General features: G+C 71.1%; 15 protein-coding genes and 3 tRNA genes. 5 read left to right on the top strand and 13 right to left on the bottom strand.

Going from position 1 to position 15982, the window contains the following annotated elements:
- Positions 1–185 precede the first annotated feature (185 nt).
- The 5 genes from ACWXWW_RS15290 to ACWXWW_RS15270 form a co-directional block, all read right to left on the bottom strand.
- Positions 186–259 (bottom strand) — tRNA-Met (locus tag ACWXWW_RS15290).
- Positions 260–282: 23 nt separating this feature from the next.
- Positions 283–354, bottom strand: a tRNA-Thr gene (locus ACWXWW_RS15285).
- Positions 355–434: 80 nt separating this feature from the next.
- Positions 435–1643, bottom strand: coding sequence for a M23 family metallopeptidase (locus ACWXWW_RS15280; RefSeq protein ID WP_455970717.1), 1209 nt, complete (start codon positions 1641–1643; stop codon positions 435–437).
- A 230-nt stretch (positions 1644–1873) separates the two neighbouring features.
- On the bottom strand, positions 1874–2665 hold the full coding sequence (locus ACWXWW_RS15275; RefSeq protein ID WP_455970715.1) for an inositol monophosphatase family protein: 792 nt from the start codon (positions 2663–2665) through the stop codon (positions 1874–1876).
- Positions 2666–2744: 79 nt separating this feature from the next.
- Complete coding sequence (locus ACWXWW_RS15270) at positions 2745–3716, bottom strand: hypothetical protein (protein ID WP_455970713.1); 972 nt, start codon at positions 3714–3716, stop codon at positions 2745–2747.
- A gap of 201 nt (positions 3717–3917) precedes the next feature.
- On the opposite strand from ACWXWW_RS15270, the gene ACWXWW_RS15265 reads away from it, so the two are divergent.
- A tRNA-Tyr gene (locus tag ACWXWW_RS15265) sits at positions 3918–3999 on the top strand.
- Positions 4000–4047: 48 nt separating this feature from the next.
- Here ACWXWW_RS15265 and ACWXWW_RS15260 read toward each other — a convergent pair.
- Positions 4048–5226 carry a MarP family serine protease gene (locus tag ACWXWW_RS15260; protein WP_455970711.1) on the bottom strand — a complete coding sequence of 393 codons (1179 nt, stop codon included), beginning with the start codon at positions 5224–5226 and terminating at the stop codon, positions 4048–4050.
- Positions 5227–5442: 216 nt separating this feature from the next.
- Here ACWXWW_RS15260 and ACWXWW_RS15255 point away from each other — a divergent pair, with 216 nt between their 5' ends.
- Complete coding sequence (locus ACWXWW_RS15255; protein ID WP_455970709.1) at positions 5443–6483, top strand: NAD(P)-dependent alcohol dehydrogenase; 1041 nt, start codon at positions 5443–5445, stop codon at positions 6481–6483.
- 78 nt (positions 6484–6561) lie between these two features.
- Here the strand turns inward: ACWXWW_RS15255 and ACWXWW_RS15250 are convergent, their stop codons facing one another.
- Positions 6562–7452: an alpha/beta fold hydrolase gene (locus ACWXWW_RS15250; protein ID WP_455970707.1), complete on the bottom strand. Its 891-nt coding sequence runs from the start codon at positions 7450–7452 to the stop codon at positions 6562–6564.
- 53 nt (positions 7453–7505) lie between these two features.
- On the opposite strand from ACWXWW_RS15250, the gene ACWXWW_RS15245 reads away from it, so the two are divergent.
- Positions 7506–8045, top strand: a complete 540-nt coding sequence (locus ACWXWW_RS15245) for a TetR/AcrR family transcriptional regulator (protein WP_455970705.1) — start codon at positions 7506–7508, stop codon at positions 8043–8045.
- A gap of 1 nt (position 8046) precedes the next feature.
- Here the strand turns inward: ACWXWW_RS15245 and ACWXWW_RS15240 are convergent, their stop codons facing one another.
- Genes ACWXWW_RS15240 through ACWXWW_RS15230 form a run of 3 tightly spaced genes read right to left on the bottom strand, consistent with a single transcriptional unit; the run spans position 8047 to position 10201 of the window.
- Entirely contained in the window at positions 8047–9249 is a 1203-nt protein-coding gene (locus ACWXWW_RS15240) for a PQQ-dependent sugar dehydrogenase (protein ID WP_455970703.1), read from the bottom strand.
- Positions 9250–9288: 39 nt separating this feature from the next.
- Positions 9289–9681, bottom strand: a complete 393-nt coding sequence (locus ACWXWW_RS15235; protein ID WP_455970701.1) for a DoxX family protein — start codon at positions 9679–9681, stop codon at positions 9289–9291.
- Between the two features lie 28 nt (positions 9682–9709).
- On the bottom strand, positions 9710–10201 hold the full coding sequence (locus ACWXWW_RS15230; RefSeq protein WP_271173680.1) for an FBP domain-containing protein: 492 nt from the start codon (positions 10199–10201) through the stop codon (positions 9710–9712).
- Between the two features lie 81 nt (positions 10202–10282).
- Between ACWXWW_RS15230 and ACWXWW_RS15225 the strand changes: the two genes are divergently transcribed.
- Positions 10283–10771 carry a YajQ family cyclic di-GMP-binding protein gene (locus ACWXWW_RS15225; RefSeq protein WP_271173681.1) on the top strand — a complete coding sequence of 163 codons (489 nt, stop codon included), beginning with the start codon at positions 10283–10285 and terminating at the stop codon, positions 10769–10771.
- Between the two features lie 182 nt (positions 10772–10953).
- Here the strand turns inward: ACWXWW_RS15225 and ACWXWW_RS15220 are convergent, their stop codons facing one another.
- On the bottom strand, positions 10954–11277 hold the full coding sequence (locus ACWXWW_RS15220) for a hypothetical protein (protein ID WP_271173682.1): 324 nt from the start codon (positions 11275–11277) through the stop codon (positions 10954–10956).
- Between the two features lie 283 nt (positions 11278–11560).
- Here ACWXWW_RS15220 and ACWXWW_RS15215 point away from each other — a divergent pair, with 283 nt between their 5' ends.
- Positions 11561–13126 (top strand): DEAD/DEAH box helicase, encoded by a 1566-nt coding sequence (locus tag ACWXWW_RS15215; RefSeq protein ID WP_455970699.1) that lies wholly within the window; start codon positions 11561–11563, stop codon positions 13124–13126.
- 248 nt (positions 13127–13374) lie between these two features.
- Here ACWXWW_RS15215 and ACWXWW_RS15210 read toward each other — a convergent pair whose 3' ends face one another.
- Positions 13375–14295 carry a sugar ABC transporter permease gene (locus ACWXWW_RS15210; RefSeq protein WP_455970697.1) on the bottom strand — a complete coding sequence of 307 codons (921 nt, stop codon included), beginning with the start codon at positions 14293–14295 and terminating at the stop codon, positions 13375–13377.
- Positions 14292–15914, bottom strand: coding sequence for an ABC transporter permease subunit (locus ACWXWW_RS15205; RefSeq protein ID WP_324014053.1), 1623 nt, complete (start codon positions 15912–15914; stop codon positions 14292–14294). The genes ACWXWW_RS15210 and ACWXWW_RS15205 overlap by 4 nt, the downstream gene beginning before the upstream one ends.
- Positions 15915–15982: the final 68 nt, after the last annotated feature.

Here is a 15982-nt window from a genome sequence, read left to right as displayed (position 1 = left end):
GGCCTCTGGGCCCGCTCTGGGTGGGCAGGACGAGGATGACACACCCGACCCATCCACTCTTTCTGGCCGATAACCCGCGATAAACGGACCAAAAACGGATCGGGCCCCTTGTCGGGGCCCATCTGTGTTCCACATACACGTCCTCGATTTCCGCGGAATTCCGCATGTATCAAGGTGGAACTAAGTAGCAGGAGCGGGGCTTGAACCCGCGACCTCACGATTATGAGTCGTGCGCTCTCACCAACTGAGCTACCCTGCCGCGATGCATCCGTGGATGCTGCGAGCCCCGAGTCAGGATTGAACTGACGACCCCTTCCTTACCATGGAAGTGCTCTGCCACTGAGCTATCGGGGCGTGCTGCCTTCAGCAGGCAACCAGAAGAGAATACCATCTCCGCGCGGCGACTTCGAACCAACGACCGCCGCGCGCGTCGGTCACTCCGCCGTGATCTCCGAGCCGAGGAGATCCGTGAGAGCGGCCTCCGCAGCGGCCTCCTCTTCCTTCGAGTAGCGCGTGTTCGCATGCTCCTGGAGCCACGGCAGCGGGTCGGTGGTCTTCCCGTTGATGATGATCTCGAAGTGCATGTGCGCGCCGTACGAGCGGCCGGTGTTGCCCGTGAGGCCGACGACGTCGCCGGTCTCCACGCGCTGGCCCTGCGTCACCTTCAGCGAGCCGTACTGCATGTGCGCATAGTGGCTCGTGACGACCTGGCCGTCGATGACGTGGTCGATGTAGACGGTCACGCCGTACGCGCCGCCCGACTCGGTCGCGATGCGCACGACACCGTCGGCGATCGCCTGGACGGGAGCGCCGTCACCCGGCGTGAAGTCGACACCCTCGTGCATGCGGCCCCAGCGCGGCCCGTAGCCCGAGCTCATGCTCGTGCCGACCGCGAACGGCCACTGGATGTCGGCCGAGGCGTCGTTCGTGAAGAACGCGCCGGCCGTGCTGATGCCATCCGCCGACGCGAGGGTCGGGAGGGTCTCCGCCGAGTACCCCTGGGCACGCGTGACATCGGCGTTCTGCACCTCGGAGGAGGCGACGAAGGCCTGGATCTCCTCATCCTCGAGGTCCTGCGCGTCGCTGCCTGCGGCGATCGAGACGGTGGCCGCCGCGTTCGCGGCGCCGCCCTGCGCGAGGGCGCCGAGCGGCGTGGTCATGCCGACGGCGAGGAGGCCGATGACGCCCATCGCGCCGATCGACGCCGCAGCCGTCGCAACGCGACGGAAGGCGAGCCCACGACGCGGAGCGACGTGCGCCTCCTGCGCGGGAGCCTCCGGCGCGGGCTCGGGAGCCTCCGCGGCGGGAGCGACGGAGACGGGCGTCTCGCCCGTGAAGTGGAGGGCACGCGCGGCGGCGAGGAACTCATCGTCCTCAGCCGTGGGGATGGCGCCGGTGGCGGGAGCGGAGCTCGCCACCTGCTCGGCGACCTTGAGCGGCTCGCCGAAGTCGGCGTCGCCGTCGTGGATGATCTCGGGGGCGGGGGTGGCCGAGGCGAGTTCACGCAACCGGCGACGCGTCAGCGGCGGCTCGGGAAGAGTCGTCTCCACATCGTCAGCACGCGTCGTCGCACCCTGCGGGTCTGGCATGGACGTCGCGCGGAGGTCGCGACGCGAGCGGCGCTGGGGCGCAGCTTCAGCCATGGGTGTGTCGAGCGGCAAGGAGGAGTGCTTTCCGTAGGTCGCTGCGGGGGAACAGCGAGAAACGTGATCGGGGCGATCGGTCACTCCGCAAGATCGGGCTGCGAAAGTAACGATCCGGTAACCAACGTAGCGGATGTTCTCTGGGAGCGCCATCCACGGCGGGAGGTTGGGGACGAATCTAACCGACCGGGCACCCTGTGCACGAATCGACGAGAACGCCCGTCCCGCCCTCAGGTGGCGAGCACCTCGACGAGCCGGTCGTACACGGCCGCACTCGCGGCGACCATCATCCGGCGCCCCCAGGCGTCCGTCTCGAACCATCCGAGTCGCCCGCCAGCCTCGGTCACGAGGAGCGATCCCGCCGCCATGTCCCACGGCTTCAGGCCGCGCTCGTAGTAGGCGTCCAGGCGCCCAGCCGCCACGTACGCGAGGTCCAGAGAGGCGGCCCCCGCACGGCGGATGTCGCGCGCGATGGGCATGACGCGCCGCAGCTCGTCGAGAGCGCTCGCATGCGTCTCGGGGTCGTATCCGAAGCCCGTCGCGACGAGCGCTCCGGCGGGCGCCTCCGCCGTCACGGAGAGCCGCCGGTCTCCCACGAACGCGCCGTGTCCGCGCGCGGCGGAGAACATCTCACCCATCGCGGGCGCCGCGACCGCGCCCGCGATGACCTGCCATCCGAGCGGGTCGGCGGGCCCGGTAACCGCGGCGATGCTCACTCCATAGGCCGGCTGCCCGAACGCGTAGTTGACGGTCCCGTCGATCGGGTCGACGACCCACGTCACCTCGGAGGCGCCGGCGCCACCGCCCGACTCCTCCCCCAGGAACCCGTCATCCGGACGCGCCTCGGCGAGGCGGGAGCGGATGAGCGCCTCGACCTCGCGGTCGGCCTCGGTGACGATGTCGGCGAGGGTCGACTTGCTCGCGGCGATGGCCACGCCCTCGTCGCGGCGGCGCTTCGCGAGCTCACCCGCCTCGCGGGCGATGTCGATGGCGAGGTCGCGCAGGTCGAGTTCGAGAGTCATCCCTCCACGGTATCCGCGCGCGCTGGCCGGATGGCGACGGCGCCGTGAACGGGCGGCTCCCGCCTTCAGCGGGGAGCCGTCAGGACACGGGCGGGACGGGCGGGAGCGGCGGACGCGGCGGCACCTCGGCTTCGCCGGATGCGGCGGGAGTCTGCGGATAGGTCGGGTACCCGGTGTAGTACGCGTTCCAGTCGGGGGATCCGTCGGGCAGCACGGGAAGCGGCGTCACGCCGTCGTAGTACGTCGGCCACGCCGGAGGCGCGTAGCCCGGCGCCTGTGCCTGCGGATGGCCCTGCGGCTGCGCGTACGGCTGCGGCTGGACCTGCGCGTACCCCTGCGCGGAGGCCGGACCCATCGGGTGCGGCTTCCGCGGCACGAAGAGGGCGTTCAGCAGCGGCAGGAGCGTCGTGCCGACGGCCGCGAGGATGGCGAGGGACACGACGATCCGCCAGTACAGCTCGCCGAAGTCGAAGCTGTCGGGGAACGTGAAGAAGAAGACGAGCATCCCGACGAGCACGACGAGGAAGACCGTCGTCGCGATCGCGATGATCCGCGTGAACGTCGTCACGTGGCGCTCGTGGGCTCGCCAGAAGAGGCGCTGGTGCAGCAGCGCGAGCTGGAGCACGCCGATCACGAGGACGAGGTGGAAGAAGCGCTCGATCCCCTCCGCACCGTATCCGTACTCGAAGTAGTCGTCGGACTCCCACCCGCGGGGCACCACGTCGAGCCAGATCTTCACGGCGCCCACGAGCAGGACGACGACCCACGAGATCATGCTTGCGAGTGCGAACCAATCCGGACGCCGCGGCGCGAGGTTCGCGTCGAGCAGCACGACCCCGGCGAAGCCCGCCAGGAGGAGCACCGTGAGGAACGCCTTGCCGATGATGCCGTTCTGGTCGCCCACGAGCACCCACACCACGCAGATGAGGGCGGCCGCGATGAGCGCGCCGATCGCGATCCAGATGGCGCCCTTGATGAGCTTCGACATCGGACGATCGCCCGGCGCGACAGCCTGCTGCGGCTGATCGTGAGGCGGGTACGGTGCAGACATCTGGTCCCCCTTCGGCGGAGCCGGCGCTCCGATGTCGTCATCATTCCACGGCGGGCGGGCGCCCTCCCCGACCGTCGCCGAACCGTGAGCAACGCGCCCGAGAGGCGCTCACCATCCGGCGATTTCACCTTGCCCGTCTCACGGGGTAATATCGTTACTCGCGCATCCGGTCGTCTGGTGAAAGTCGGGCGGGCGCGCACTGGCAAGTTGCCCGAGCGGCCAAAGGGAGCTGACTGTAAATCAGCCGCGTCATGCTTCGGGGGTTCGAATCCCTCACTTGCCACCCACAGAGAAGGCCCCCGCGAGAGCGGGGGCCTTCTCCGTTTCCCAGTCAGCCCAGGCAACGCCCGGTGGGCACCGTGTCGGTCGCTCCGGGAAGCGCGTCGAGCACGGGCTGCAGCTCGGCGTTCGACATCGCGTAGCCGATCTCCGGACGCGCCTCGTCGCGGGCGAAGACGACCCCGGCGACGGTTCCGTCCTCGCTGAGCAGCGGGCCGCCGGAGTTGCCGGGAGCGACCTCCGCCTCGAGCGCGTAGATCGCCCGCTCGGTCGCGCTCTCGCCGTAGATGTCCTCGATGAGCGCGGGGCCGCTCGCCGCGATGCCGGCCGAGACGGTGCGGAACGGGCCGCCGTACGGGTATCCCTGCACGGCCCCGGCGTCACCCGCCTGCACGCTGTCGTCGAGCGCGAGCGGCGCGGCCTCGATGTCGACGGCGATCACCGCGAGGTGGTCGATCGGATCGAAGTACACGATCCGGCCGTCACGGGCCGGCTCGCCGAGCAGCTCGACCATGGGCGTCTCGACGCCTGCGACGACGTGCGCGTTCGTGACGATGCGGTCCTCCGCGACGACGAATCCGGTGCCGCTGGGCCTCGTGCTGCACGCCGCGGCCACCCCCGACACCCTCGCCACCGACCCAGCGGCCGCGGCGAGCGCGGGGTCGTCGAGGTCGGCCGTGCCGGGGTCGGCGGCGTCGGGCAGACCGCCGAGCAGCCCGTCGATCGTCGGGAGCACCGTCTCGCCGAGCACGGCCGAGTGGAGGCGCGCCATGGCCTCGGACAGCGGAGCCGGAGTGAGCGCGTCGATGGTCCGCAGGAGCGACGAGGACGCGACCGACGACGACACGACGGGGATGCCGGCGGACGCGATCCCCGCTCCGGTGAGCGACACCGCGAGCGTGCCGGCGACGAGCCCGAGCGCGCCGCCGAGCAGCCGCTCGAGCGCGCGAAGGCGCAGCCTGTCAGCACCGCGCCGGATGACCCCGCCGATCGCGGCCCCGAGGCTCGCGCCGAGCGCGAGCAGGAGGATCGCGCTTCCGATCACGGCCAGCCCGCGCCATCCCTCATCCGGCACGGCGGCGGCGACGAGGGGCAGGACCCACGGAGCCGCGACGCCCGCCGCGACGAGTCCGCACAGGGCGCCGAGCGCGGCGAAGAAGCCCGCGCGCAGTCCCGACAGGAGCGCGCCGAGGAGCAGCACGACGATCAGCACGTCGACGACCGAGGGCATGTCGTCCTCCTCCCCCACGCGCCGACCGCGTGTCGCCCTCAGGCTATGCACGGCACCTCCGCCTCGGCCGGGAGCGCGCTCTATGCGACACGCGCGCTTCCGCGAGGAAGGTGCGGACCGGGACCCCCGCATCGCGCCCTCTGCGCCCGATCCCGCGCGAGGATGGAATCCATCGACGCCCGTCGGGCGTCGACAGACCGCATCACAGGAGATCGCATGCTCACTGTCAACGCCTACGCGGCGCCATCCGCGACCGAGCCGCTCGTCCCGACCACCATCGAACGACGGGATGTCGGCCCGAAGGACGTCCTCATCGCCATCCGCTACGCCGGCATCTGCCATTCCGACATCCACACGGTCCGCGGTGACTGGGGACCGATCACCTACCCGCAGGTCGTCGGCCACGAGATCGTCGGCGAGGTCGTGGAGGTCGGCCCCGACGTCGTCAAGCACGCCGTCGGCGACCGCGTCGGGGTCGGCTGCATGGTCGACTCGTGCCGCGAGTGCGAGAACTGCCAGGCGGGCATGGAGAACTACTGCCTCGCCGGCAACACCCAGACGTACGCGTCGGTCGACCGCGACGGCACGATCACGCAGGGCGGGTACTCGACGCACGTCGTCGTCGACGAGGACTTCGTCCTGAAGGTGCCCGAGGCCATCCCGTACGAGGCGGCAGCGCCGCTGCTGTGCGCGGGCATCACGACCTACTCGCCGCTCGCCCACTGGAATGCGGGCCCCGGCAAGCGCGTCGCGGTCGTCGGCATGGGCGGTCTCGGCCACATGGCCGTCAAGATCGCCGCCGCGATGGGCGCCGAGGTGACGGTGCTCTCGCGCACCCTCGACAAGAAGGATGACGCCCTGCGCTACGGAGCGACGGATCACTTCGCGACCGCCGACCCCGCGACCTTCACCGAGCTGCGCAACCGGTTCGATCTCATCGTCAACACCGTCAGCGCGCCGCTCGACCTCGACCGCTACCTCTCGCTGCTCCGTCTCGACGGCACGATGGTCAACGTCGGCGCACCGCCCGAGCCCCTCGCTCTGCACGTCTTCACGCTGTTCGGCAACCGCCGCTCGTTCGCGGGATCGAGCATCGGCTCGATCGCGGAGACCCAGGAGATGCTCGACTTCTGCGCCGAGCACGGCATCGCGCCCGAGATCGAGCTGATCCCGGCCGAGCAGATCAACGAGGCGTACGAGCGCGTGCTCTCGAGTGAGGTGCGGTACCGCTTCGTCATCGACAGCTCGACGCTGTAGGTCAGGGCGGAAGGCGCCCGTTCCGGATGGTCGCGGCCGCGACACCGGGACGGGCGCCTTCTGCGGATGGGATGGTCGTCAGCGCGTGAGCTCGCGCACTGCCGCGACCACGGCATCGGGGCGCTCGCTCGCGATATAGTGCGCGGCGTCCTTGACCCAGATGGCCACGAGGTCGTCGGCGCGATCTCCGACATCATCAGTGCGGGCGGCGCGCATGATCGGGTCGCGAGCGCCGAGGAGGATGCGCGTCGGCACCGTCAGACGGCGCCCTCTTCCCAGCGCCGCCATCGTCATCATCCCCGGGAGCACGAGGCTGCGATACGTGCGCGCGAGCGCCCGCGCACGGGCGGGGTCGCGCAACGGCGCGAGGAAGCACTCGAGGTCGTCGACGTCGCACCCGCCGAGGCCGGGCGCATACCCCTCGATCATGTAGCGCACGAGCCGCTGCCGACCGCCCGCGATCAGCCGGGGCCCGAACGGCGAGATGATCGCCTGCTGGAACCAGGCCCGCCACAGCTGGAGCGCCATCCTCGGCGTGATCCCGCTCCACGGATGCGGGCTCCCGAGCGCGGTGAGGCTCGCGAGCCGATCCGGATGGTCGAAGGCGAGCCGCCAGCCGAGGAACGCGGAGTAGTCGTGCACGACGAGGTGCACACGCTCGATGCCGAGCGCGTCGAGCAGAGCGAGGACGTCCGCCGTCTGCTGGGCCTCGTCGTACCCGTGATCGGGAGCGTCCGACCATCCCGCTCCCCTCAGATCGGCCGCGATCACCCGGAGGTCGGCGGCCAGCTCGGGGATCACGCGGCGGTACTCCCACCAGTGCTGGGGCGAGCCGTGCAGGAGGAGCACCGGCACGCCGGCACCCGCCTCCGCGACGTGAAGCGCGAGCGCGTCGCCGTGCTCGTGCACCTGGACCATGCGATGCGTCACGTCGGCCAGGTCCGGCATGCGCAGTTCGAGAGCGCTCATGGCCGCATGTTACTACGATCGTAGTACCAACGCCATGACTACTCTGGAGCGCGATGGCACGCACGCGAGAGCTCGTCGTCGAGGCGGCGATCGCCCTCCTCGGCGAGGAGGGGATGCGCTCCTTCACGCATCGGAGGGTGGATCGACGGGCGGGCCTGCCCGAGGGCAGCACGTCGAACTACTTCCGCACGCGGGAGGCGCTTCTCGCGGGGGTCGTCGACGGCATCGTCGCGTCCGAGCTCGACACCGCCGAGCCCCTGCCCGCCGACCCCGACGCCTTCGTCGATGCCCTCGCCGGAATGGTCGAGTTCATCACAGGCCCCCGACGAACGCACACCATCGCCCGCCACGCGCTCTTCCTCGAGGCGTCGCACGACCCCGAGCTCAGCGCGAAGCTGTCGTCGTCGCGCGAGCGCTATGTCGCGGTCGTGTCCGACGCGGTCGCCCGGCTGGGCGCACGCGATCCCGACGCGGCGGCGGCCGCCGTGATGAGCGTGTGCGAGGGACTGATCCTGCACCGCATCGCCCGCGGCGATACGAGCGACCCGCGGCCGGCGATCGCAGTGGCGATCCGCGGAGCGCTCGCGGACTGAATCAGCGCAGGGCGAACCCGAGGATCCGGTCGTCCTCCGGGCGCGGCTCGCCGCGACCGTCGGTGTTGTTCGTCAGCACCCACAGCTCTCCGTCGGGCGTCACCACGACGTCACGCAGGCGCCCCTCCTCCACGACGAGGTGCTCGATCGAGGAGGCAGGGTCGGCCAGCGGAACCTCGCGCAGGCGCTCGCCCCGCAGGTTGGCGATATAGAGGGTGTCGCCCGCGATCGCGATGCCGCTCGGGCTCGCGTCGGCCGGCGCCCACTGCCGCACGGGGTCGATCAGGCCCGCGCGCCCGGCCGCGCCCTCGACGTCGGGCCATCCGTAGTCTCCGCCCGGCTCGATGACGTTGAGCTCGTCCCACGTGTCCTGGCCGAACTCGCTCGCGTACATCGTGCCGTCCTGCGCCCACGCGATGCCCTGCGGGTTCCGATGCCCGAGGCTGTAGACGAGCGATCCCGGGTACGGGTTGTCGGCCGGCACGTCGCCGTCGGGCGTCATCCTGAGGATCTTGCCGGACAGCGCTGCCGGGTCGCGCGCGCTCGACCGATCGCCCGCGTCGCCCGCCGTCGCATAGAGCATGCCGTCGGGCCCGAAGGCGATGCGGCCGCCGTTGTGGTTGCCTGCGGCGGGGATCCCCGCGAGCACCTCCTGGCCCGGGCCAAACGCGAGCGGGTCACCGTCGAGCGGAAAGCGCTCGATGCGGTTCTCCCCCGCCGCGGTGAAGTAGGCGTACAGCAGCCCGTCGTGCACCGCGATGCCGAGGAGACCGCCCTCGCCTCCCGCGCGGACCCCGGGGATAACGCCGACCTCGCGCACGCCGCCCTCGCCGTCGAGCTCGAGGATGCGCCCGCTGTCGCGCTCGCTCACGAGCGCCGTCGCGCCCAGGAACGCGACCGACCACGGCGCGTCGAGCCCCTCGGCGACCACGCGGCGCTCATCGAGCACGAGGGCGGATGGCTGCGGCGAGGGCGTCGGGGGCGAAGCGGCGGGCGCGGATGGCGAGGGCGATCCGGAGCCCGAGGGCGCGGACGGCGATGGCGCGGTCGGCGCGGAGCTCGCCGACGCCGTCGGGCCGTCCCCGGTCGGAGGCGACGACGGCCCGCATGCGGCGAGCGCGACGGCCGTGACGGCGATCGCCACTCCGGCGACGACCCTGCGCGCCGGCAGCCGGCCCCTGCGCGCCTGGCGCGCCCTGGCCATCCGCTCGCTCATCGTCGGCCTCGCTCGCGCGTCTCCTGCTCAGCGCACGCGCGGCGTCCGCGTCGACCACAGCGCGAGGGCGACGAGGAGCGGCTGGAAGAAGAGGCGCGCGAAGCGCTTGCCGTCGGTGTCGAGTCCGAAAGCGCTCCGGCGATGCCGCCACTGCGCGATGTTGCCCGGGAAGACGGCGGCGAAGAAGAGTGCCGCGAGCGTGCCGACCCGGCGGCGTCGACGGCGCGCGAAGAGCAGCGCGGCTCCGAGACCGACCTCGACGACGCCCGAGGCCACGACCGTCGTGTCGGGGTCGAGCGGCACGAAGTCGGGCACCTGCGCGCGGAACTCCTCGCGCGCGACGGTGAGGTGCGCGACGCCCGCGAATGCGAGCGCCGAGCCGAGGAAGAGGCGGCCGATCGTGCGGACGGGCGTGCTCATGCGGCGAGTCTAGGCGCGCCAGCGGACGTCAGGCCGCTTCCTCCAGAACCCGCTCGACGAACGCGCGCGAGCGCCGCGCCGTGCCGTCGATCTTCATGTCGACGCTCGCGCGGTACTCGTTCGGGGCGAGCGGCAGGGCGAGACGCACGTTCTCGTGGCACGAGAGGTCGGCGCAGATGTACGTGCCGACGCTGTCGCCCTTCTGCCCCGCACGCCCCGCCTTGCGCGCCGTGAACATGGTCACCTGGTTGCCGGGCTGCATCGTGCGGCAGATGTTGCAGATGCCGTGCCGCGCGCCCGAGGTCGTCGAGGCCGCCCGCAGCACGACGCCGGTCGGCTCGCCGTCGATCTCGGCCACGATGTACCCGCGGCTGTGGGTGTGCGGATCGCGCCAGGCGAGGAAGTCGAGGTGATCCCACTCGGTGAGTGGGAAGTCGTGGGGAAGCTCGACGAGCTCGAGCTCACGGTCGTCCGCGTTCACGAACGACTCGAGGACATCCTTCTCTGTCAGCGGGCGCATGGCCATCCTCCTCGCCGTGTTCTCGCGGGCCATTCTACGAAGCCCCGCGCCGCCCGGGATCGGGTGAGTAGGCTTTTCGACATGGCCGACAGCTCATTCGACATCGTCTCCAAGATCGACCGCCAGGAGGCGGACAACGCGCTCAACCAGGCACGCAAGGAGGTCGAGCAGCGCTACGACTTCAAGGGCACCGGCGCCTCCATCGAGTGGAGCGGCGAGGCCATCCTCATCAAGGCGGACAGCGAGGACCGTGCGAAGGCCGTGCTCGACGTCTTCCAGTCCAAGCTCATCAAGCGCGGCATCTCGCTCAAGAGCCTCGAGTCGGGCGACCCCGTCGCGAGCGGCAAGGAGTACCGCATCACCTCCACGCTCAAGGAGGGGATCTCGCAGGAGAACGCGAAGAAGATCGGCAAGATCATCCGCGACGAGGGCCCCAAGGGCGTGAAGTCGCAGATCCAGGGCGACGAGCTGCGCGTGTCGTCGAAGAGCCGCGACGACCTGCAGGAGGTCATCCGTCTCCTGAAGGCCGCCGACCTCGACATCGACCTCCAGTTCATCAACTACCGCTGAACCTGAGGGGTTCCTGAGCCCGCGTCATGGATGGGCCGCTCGGCGGTCTCATCGACGGGGGCTCCGACGCAGGTCGGGTCCCTGCGGGGGCGGGGCTTCTGGGGAGCACCGCCTCCGCTCGGGGGATACGCGCAGGAATGCGGATCGGCCCGGCGCCTCGAAGGCGCCGGGCCGATCGCGTCTCAGTCCCGCGGCGGCGTGGACGGCGGGTTCGCCGTGCCGCCCGGGTAGGACGGTCCCGATCCCGGCGAGCCGGGGTGCTGCGGCCCCGCATATCCCTGCTGCGGCGGATACGGCGCACCGGGTCGGGGCGCGAGCCCGCGCGCCGCGCGCTCCTCGTCCGCGCGCAGGATGCCGTTCTTCACGGCCGTCCGCATGATCAGGTACCCCACCCACAGCATGAGCGCCAGGATCCCGAGGTAGATGACGAGCCCCAGGATCATCATCCCCACGCCGAGCCCGGCCATCCATCCGTAGTCGTCGTTGTACATCGCGTCCCCCTTCATCCGCGGACTTGTCTGCAAGCACAGTATCGAGCGGCGGCCGCCCGCACATCAGGGAGAGGTGCCCCAGGCCGCGCTCAGCGCCGGATGCTAGAGTCGGGATCTGCGCGACCCGAGTGTCGCGCGTCGTCGTGTCTTGATCGCGCGGAGGGACTCCCCCGCCGCGCCTCGCGAACATCCTGCCGCGGCGAACGGATCCGGCATCCGCCGAGTTCGCCATCTGCCGTCGTGCCCCGCGATCAGCGTGTTCCCCTGCACGACGGCCCCTTCTCGAAAGCAGTCATCTGTGACCACTGCGACCACGCAGCCCGAGACCACCTTCGCCGACCTCGGCGTCCCCGCGCACCTCATCGAGGTGCTCGTCGCCGAGGACCGCCCGACCCCCTTCCCCATCCAGCGCGAGACGCTGCCCTCCACCCTCGCCGGCCGCGACGTGCTCGGCCGCGGCAAGACCGGCTCGGGCAAGACGCTCGCGTTCGCCATCCCGCTCGTCGCGCGCCTCTCGGCCGCGAAGCCGAAGCGCATCGCCGGGCGCCCGTCGGGCCTCGTACTCGCCCCGACCCGCGAGCTCGCGACCCAGATCGCGCGCGTCGTCACGCCGCTCGCGAAGGCCTCCGGCCTCACCGTCGCCGTCGTGTTCGGCGGGGTCTCGCAGAAGCCGCAGGAGGCCGCGTTCCGCGCCGGCGTCGACATCGTCGTCGCCTGCCCCGGCCGCCTGGAGGACCTCATGAGCCAGGGCATCGTCAACCTCGACCGCGTCGCGGTGACCGTGCTCGACGAGGCCGACCACATGGCCGACCTGGGCTTCCTGCCCGGCGTCACGCGCATCCTCGCGAAGACGCCTGCCGGCGGTCAGCGCATGTTCTTCTCCGCGACGCTCGACAACGGTGTGGACAAGCTCGTCACGCGCTTCCTCAAGGACCCGGTGCGCCACTCGATCGACCCGGCCGAGTCGCCGGTCCCCGCGATGACGCACCACGTCTTCGAGGTCGACGACGAGGACAAGACCGAGCTCGTCCGCACCCTCGCGTCGGGCGTCGCCCGCCGCATCCTCTTCACCCGCACCAAGCACCAGGCGAAGAAGCTCGCCAAGCAGCTCACGGCGCGCGGCATCCCCGCGGTCGACCTGCACGGCAACCTGTCGCAGAACGCCCGCGACCGCAACCTCGCGGACTTCTCGTCGGGCCGCGTCCGCGTGCTCGTCGCGACGGATGTCGCCGCGCGCGGCGTGCACGTCGACGGCGTCGACCTCGTGGTCCACGTCGACCCGCCCGCCGAGCACAAGGCGTACGTCCACCGCTCGGGCCGCACCGCGCGCGCGGGCTCGGCCGGCGACGTCGTCACGGTCATGCTGCCCTCGCAGCGCCAGGACACCAAGCAGCTGCTGCGCAAGGCGGGCATCGCCGCGCAGCCGCAGCGCGTCACGCCCGAGAGCGCTGCCGTCACGGCCCTCGTCGGCGAGGTCGCGCCGCGCGTCGCACCGGTCCCGGGCGGCCCGGGCTCGGGCAACGCTCCCGCGCCGTCGGCTCCCGGCACGTCGCAGGGGGCGAACGCCCGTCGCAAGCGCGCGGCCCGGGAGGGTCAGGGCGGCCAGCAGCCGGCCGAGCGCGCGGGCGGCCGCGGCGGTGCATCGGCTGGTCGCAACGGCGGCGGCGGTCGCAACGGCGGCGCGGCGCGCGGTCAGGGCGGCCGCGGGCGCGCGCAGGGCGGCTCGCAGCCGATGTACTCGACCTCGTCGGGCGACACCGCTCCCCGCACGCACGCCGCAGGCGCCGAGAGCGCCCCGTCGCGCCCGCCGCGCCGTCGGCAGCCGCGCCGCGTCTCGGCTCCCGCGCAGTCGACCCAGGGCTGATTCCCGTCGACAGAGCCCCGGCCATCCGCTCTCGGATGGCCGGGGCTCTGTCGTTCACTCCCGATGCGGGACAGAACGCAGGAGATCCCGGCCCCGCGCGCACCGCGACCCGCAGGAATCCGGGGCGCAGCCATCCGCACCCCGAAGGAACTCCTGCAATATGTCCCGCAGGGCCGCTCCTAGGCGCGGACCGCAGACACGTCGAGGGGCCCGCGCCCCAGCGCGAGCCCCTCGACGAGCGGTGCGGCCTACTTCACGGCGCCCGCCGTCAGCCCTCCGACGATGTACTTCTGGAGGAAGAGGAACAGCGCCACGACGGGCAGCGCCGCGATCACGGCGCCCGCCGAGAACGCGCTCCAGTCGGCGTAGCGCGGGTTCGACACGAGCTTCGTGAGGCCGACCGCGAGCGTCTGCACGTCGGTGTCGATGAGCAGCACCGACGCGACCACGTACTCGTTCACGGAGGCGATGAACGACAGCAGCGCGACGACCGCGAGGATGGGCGCCACGAGCGGCAGGATGATCGTGAAGAACACGCGCGCATGCCCTGCGCCGTCGATCTTGGCAGCCTCGTCGATCGACTGCGGGATCGTGTTGAAGAACCCGTACATGAGGTACGTGTTCACGCCGAGCGCGCCGCCGAGGTAGACGAGGATGAGCCCGATGCGGGTGTTCAGGCCGATCGCGGGGAACCAGTCGCTGATCGCGCTCATGAGGAGGAAGATCGCGACGACCGCGAGCAGCTGCGGGAACATCTGCACGACGACGATCGCGATGAGCCCGAACCGGCGGCCCGCGAACCGCATGCGCGAGAACGCGTACGCCGCGAGCCCGCCCAGGAACACGGTCGCGACGGCGGTGATGCCCGCGATGATGAGCGTGTTGCCGAACCAGGCCACGAACGGCACCTTCGGGTCGCTCACGATCCGCACGTAGCTGTCGATGCCGATCTTCGAGAAGAGCGCGTTCGAGCCGGTGAGGGTGCCGTTCGGGTTCAGCGAGCTCGAGATGACGAAGACGATCGGCAGGAGCGAGAACGCGACCATGACGACGCCGACGAGGTGGCGCCATCCGGTGTCGGCGAACCAGCGCCCGAAGCCGCGCCGGCGGGGCGCGTACGCGCCGCGGCTGCCGCCGGTGATGGCCACGGTGTCGAGTGAGGCGGTCATCCGTTCAGCTCCTCGAGGGACTTGGTGCGGCGGAACGCGATCACGGAGATGACCGCCACGATGATGAAGATGATGATCGAGTACGCGCTCGCGAGCCCGTAGTCGCGGGTCTGCCCCGTGAAGGCGACCTTGTAGACCATCGAGATCAGCAGGTCGGTGTGGCCGACCGGGATCGGCGCCTCGCTGTCGCGCGGACCGCCGTTCGTGAGCATGTAGACGATGTTGAAGTTGTTGAAGTTGAACGCGAACGACGCGATGAGCAGAGGCGCCACGCTCACGAGCAGGAGCGGCAGCTTGATGAGCCGGAACACGGCCCACGGCTTCGCGCCGTCGACGGTCGCGGCCTCCTGGAGCTCCTCGGGGATGGCCTGCAGCGCTCCCGTGCACACGAGGAACATGTAAGGGAAGCCGAGCCAGAGGTTCACGATGAGCACCGACACCTTCGCGAGCACGGGGTCGGTCAGCCACGGGATGTCGGCGCCGCCGAAGATCACCTCGTTGAGGAACCCGAAGCTCTGGTTCATCATGCCCGCCCACACGAGCGCCGACAGGAACGACGGCACCGCATACGGGAGGATCATGAGCACGCGGTAGGTGCGGCGCCCCCGCATGCGCGCGTTGTTGAACGCGATCGCGAGGAAGAGGCCGAGGAAGAACGTCGACGCGACCGAGATGAGCGCGAACGCGAACGTCCAGATCGTGACGTAGACGAGCGGGCTCGCGAGGCGCGCGTCCGTGACGGCGCGGATGAAGTTGTCGAAGCCGACCGTCACCTGCCACCCGGGAAGGATCTCGGTGCCGTCGGGCGCCGTGAACGCGCCGGTGCCGAGATCGGAGTAGACGGTGCCGCTGCGGAGGTCGGTGAGCGTGCCGGCCGCCTCGTCGTACTCGAGCGTCGAGGTGTAGAGGTACGCGCTCGTCCCGTCGGGGGTGCGGAGGGCGCCGTCGTTCGGGTCGTCCGAGAACGGCACGGCGAGCTCGGTGATCTGGTCGGTGCGCTCGAGCACGTCGGCGAACTGCAGCGTCGTCCAGCCGGGCGCCGACACGGCCTTGTCGCCGTCGAAGCCGGCGTCGACCGGCGCGAGGGGCTGCTCGGCGGTCCCCAGGAGGGCCTCGCCGTCGGGCGTGGTGACGAGGAGGCCGATCTCGCCTCCGGCCTCGACCACCGTGATCGGGTAGCTCGCGGAGTCGGGCACGCGCTCGAGGGCCGAGGCCATGAGCGAGGCGACGGCCTGCTCCTTCGAGCCGTTGTGGCCCGTGCCGTAGTTCGTGAAGGCGACGTAGCCCGTGTACACGAGCACGAAGACCTGGAACAGGCACAGGAAGATGAGGCCGGGCGCGAGGTACTTCGCCGCGAGCGCGCGGCGGGAGAAGTAGACCCAGTTGACGATTCCCGCCACGAGCACGACCGCCGCGAGGACGATCCACTGCTCGTGGCCGAACAGCACGAGAGCCGCGTAGACGGCGATCGCGTCGACGATCGCGAGGGCCGCGATCTTCACGATCACGGAGGCCAGTCCGCCGCCGGCCTGGTCGGCGATCGACCGCGCGCGCCGCTGGCGCGCCGTGGGCTTCGGGTCTTCGGTCGCCGTCTCGGCGCCGGAGAGGGTGTCGGTCATGGGTTCCTATCGCTGTCTCGTGGGGTCAGCGGCCGGTCGCCAGGGCGGGCGGACCGCTGCGGTGCGCT

The sequence above is a fragment of the Microbacterium sp. KNMS genome, assembly GCF_053851835.1.
This window is presented reverse-complemented; position numbering and strand designations above follow the sequence as displayed.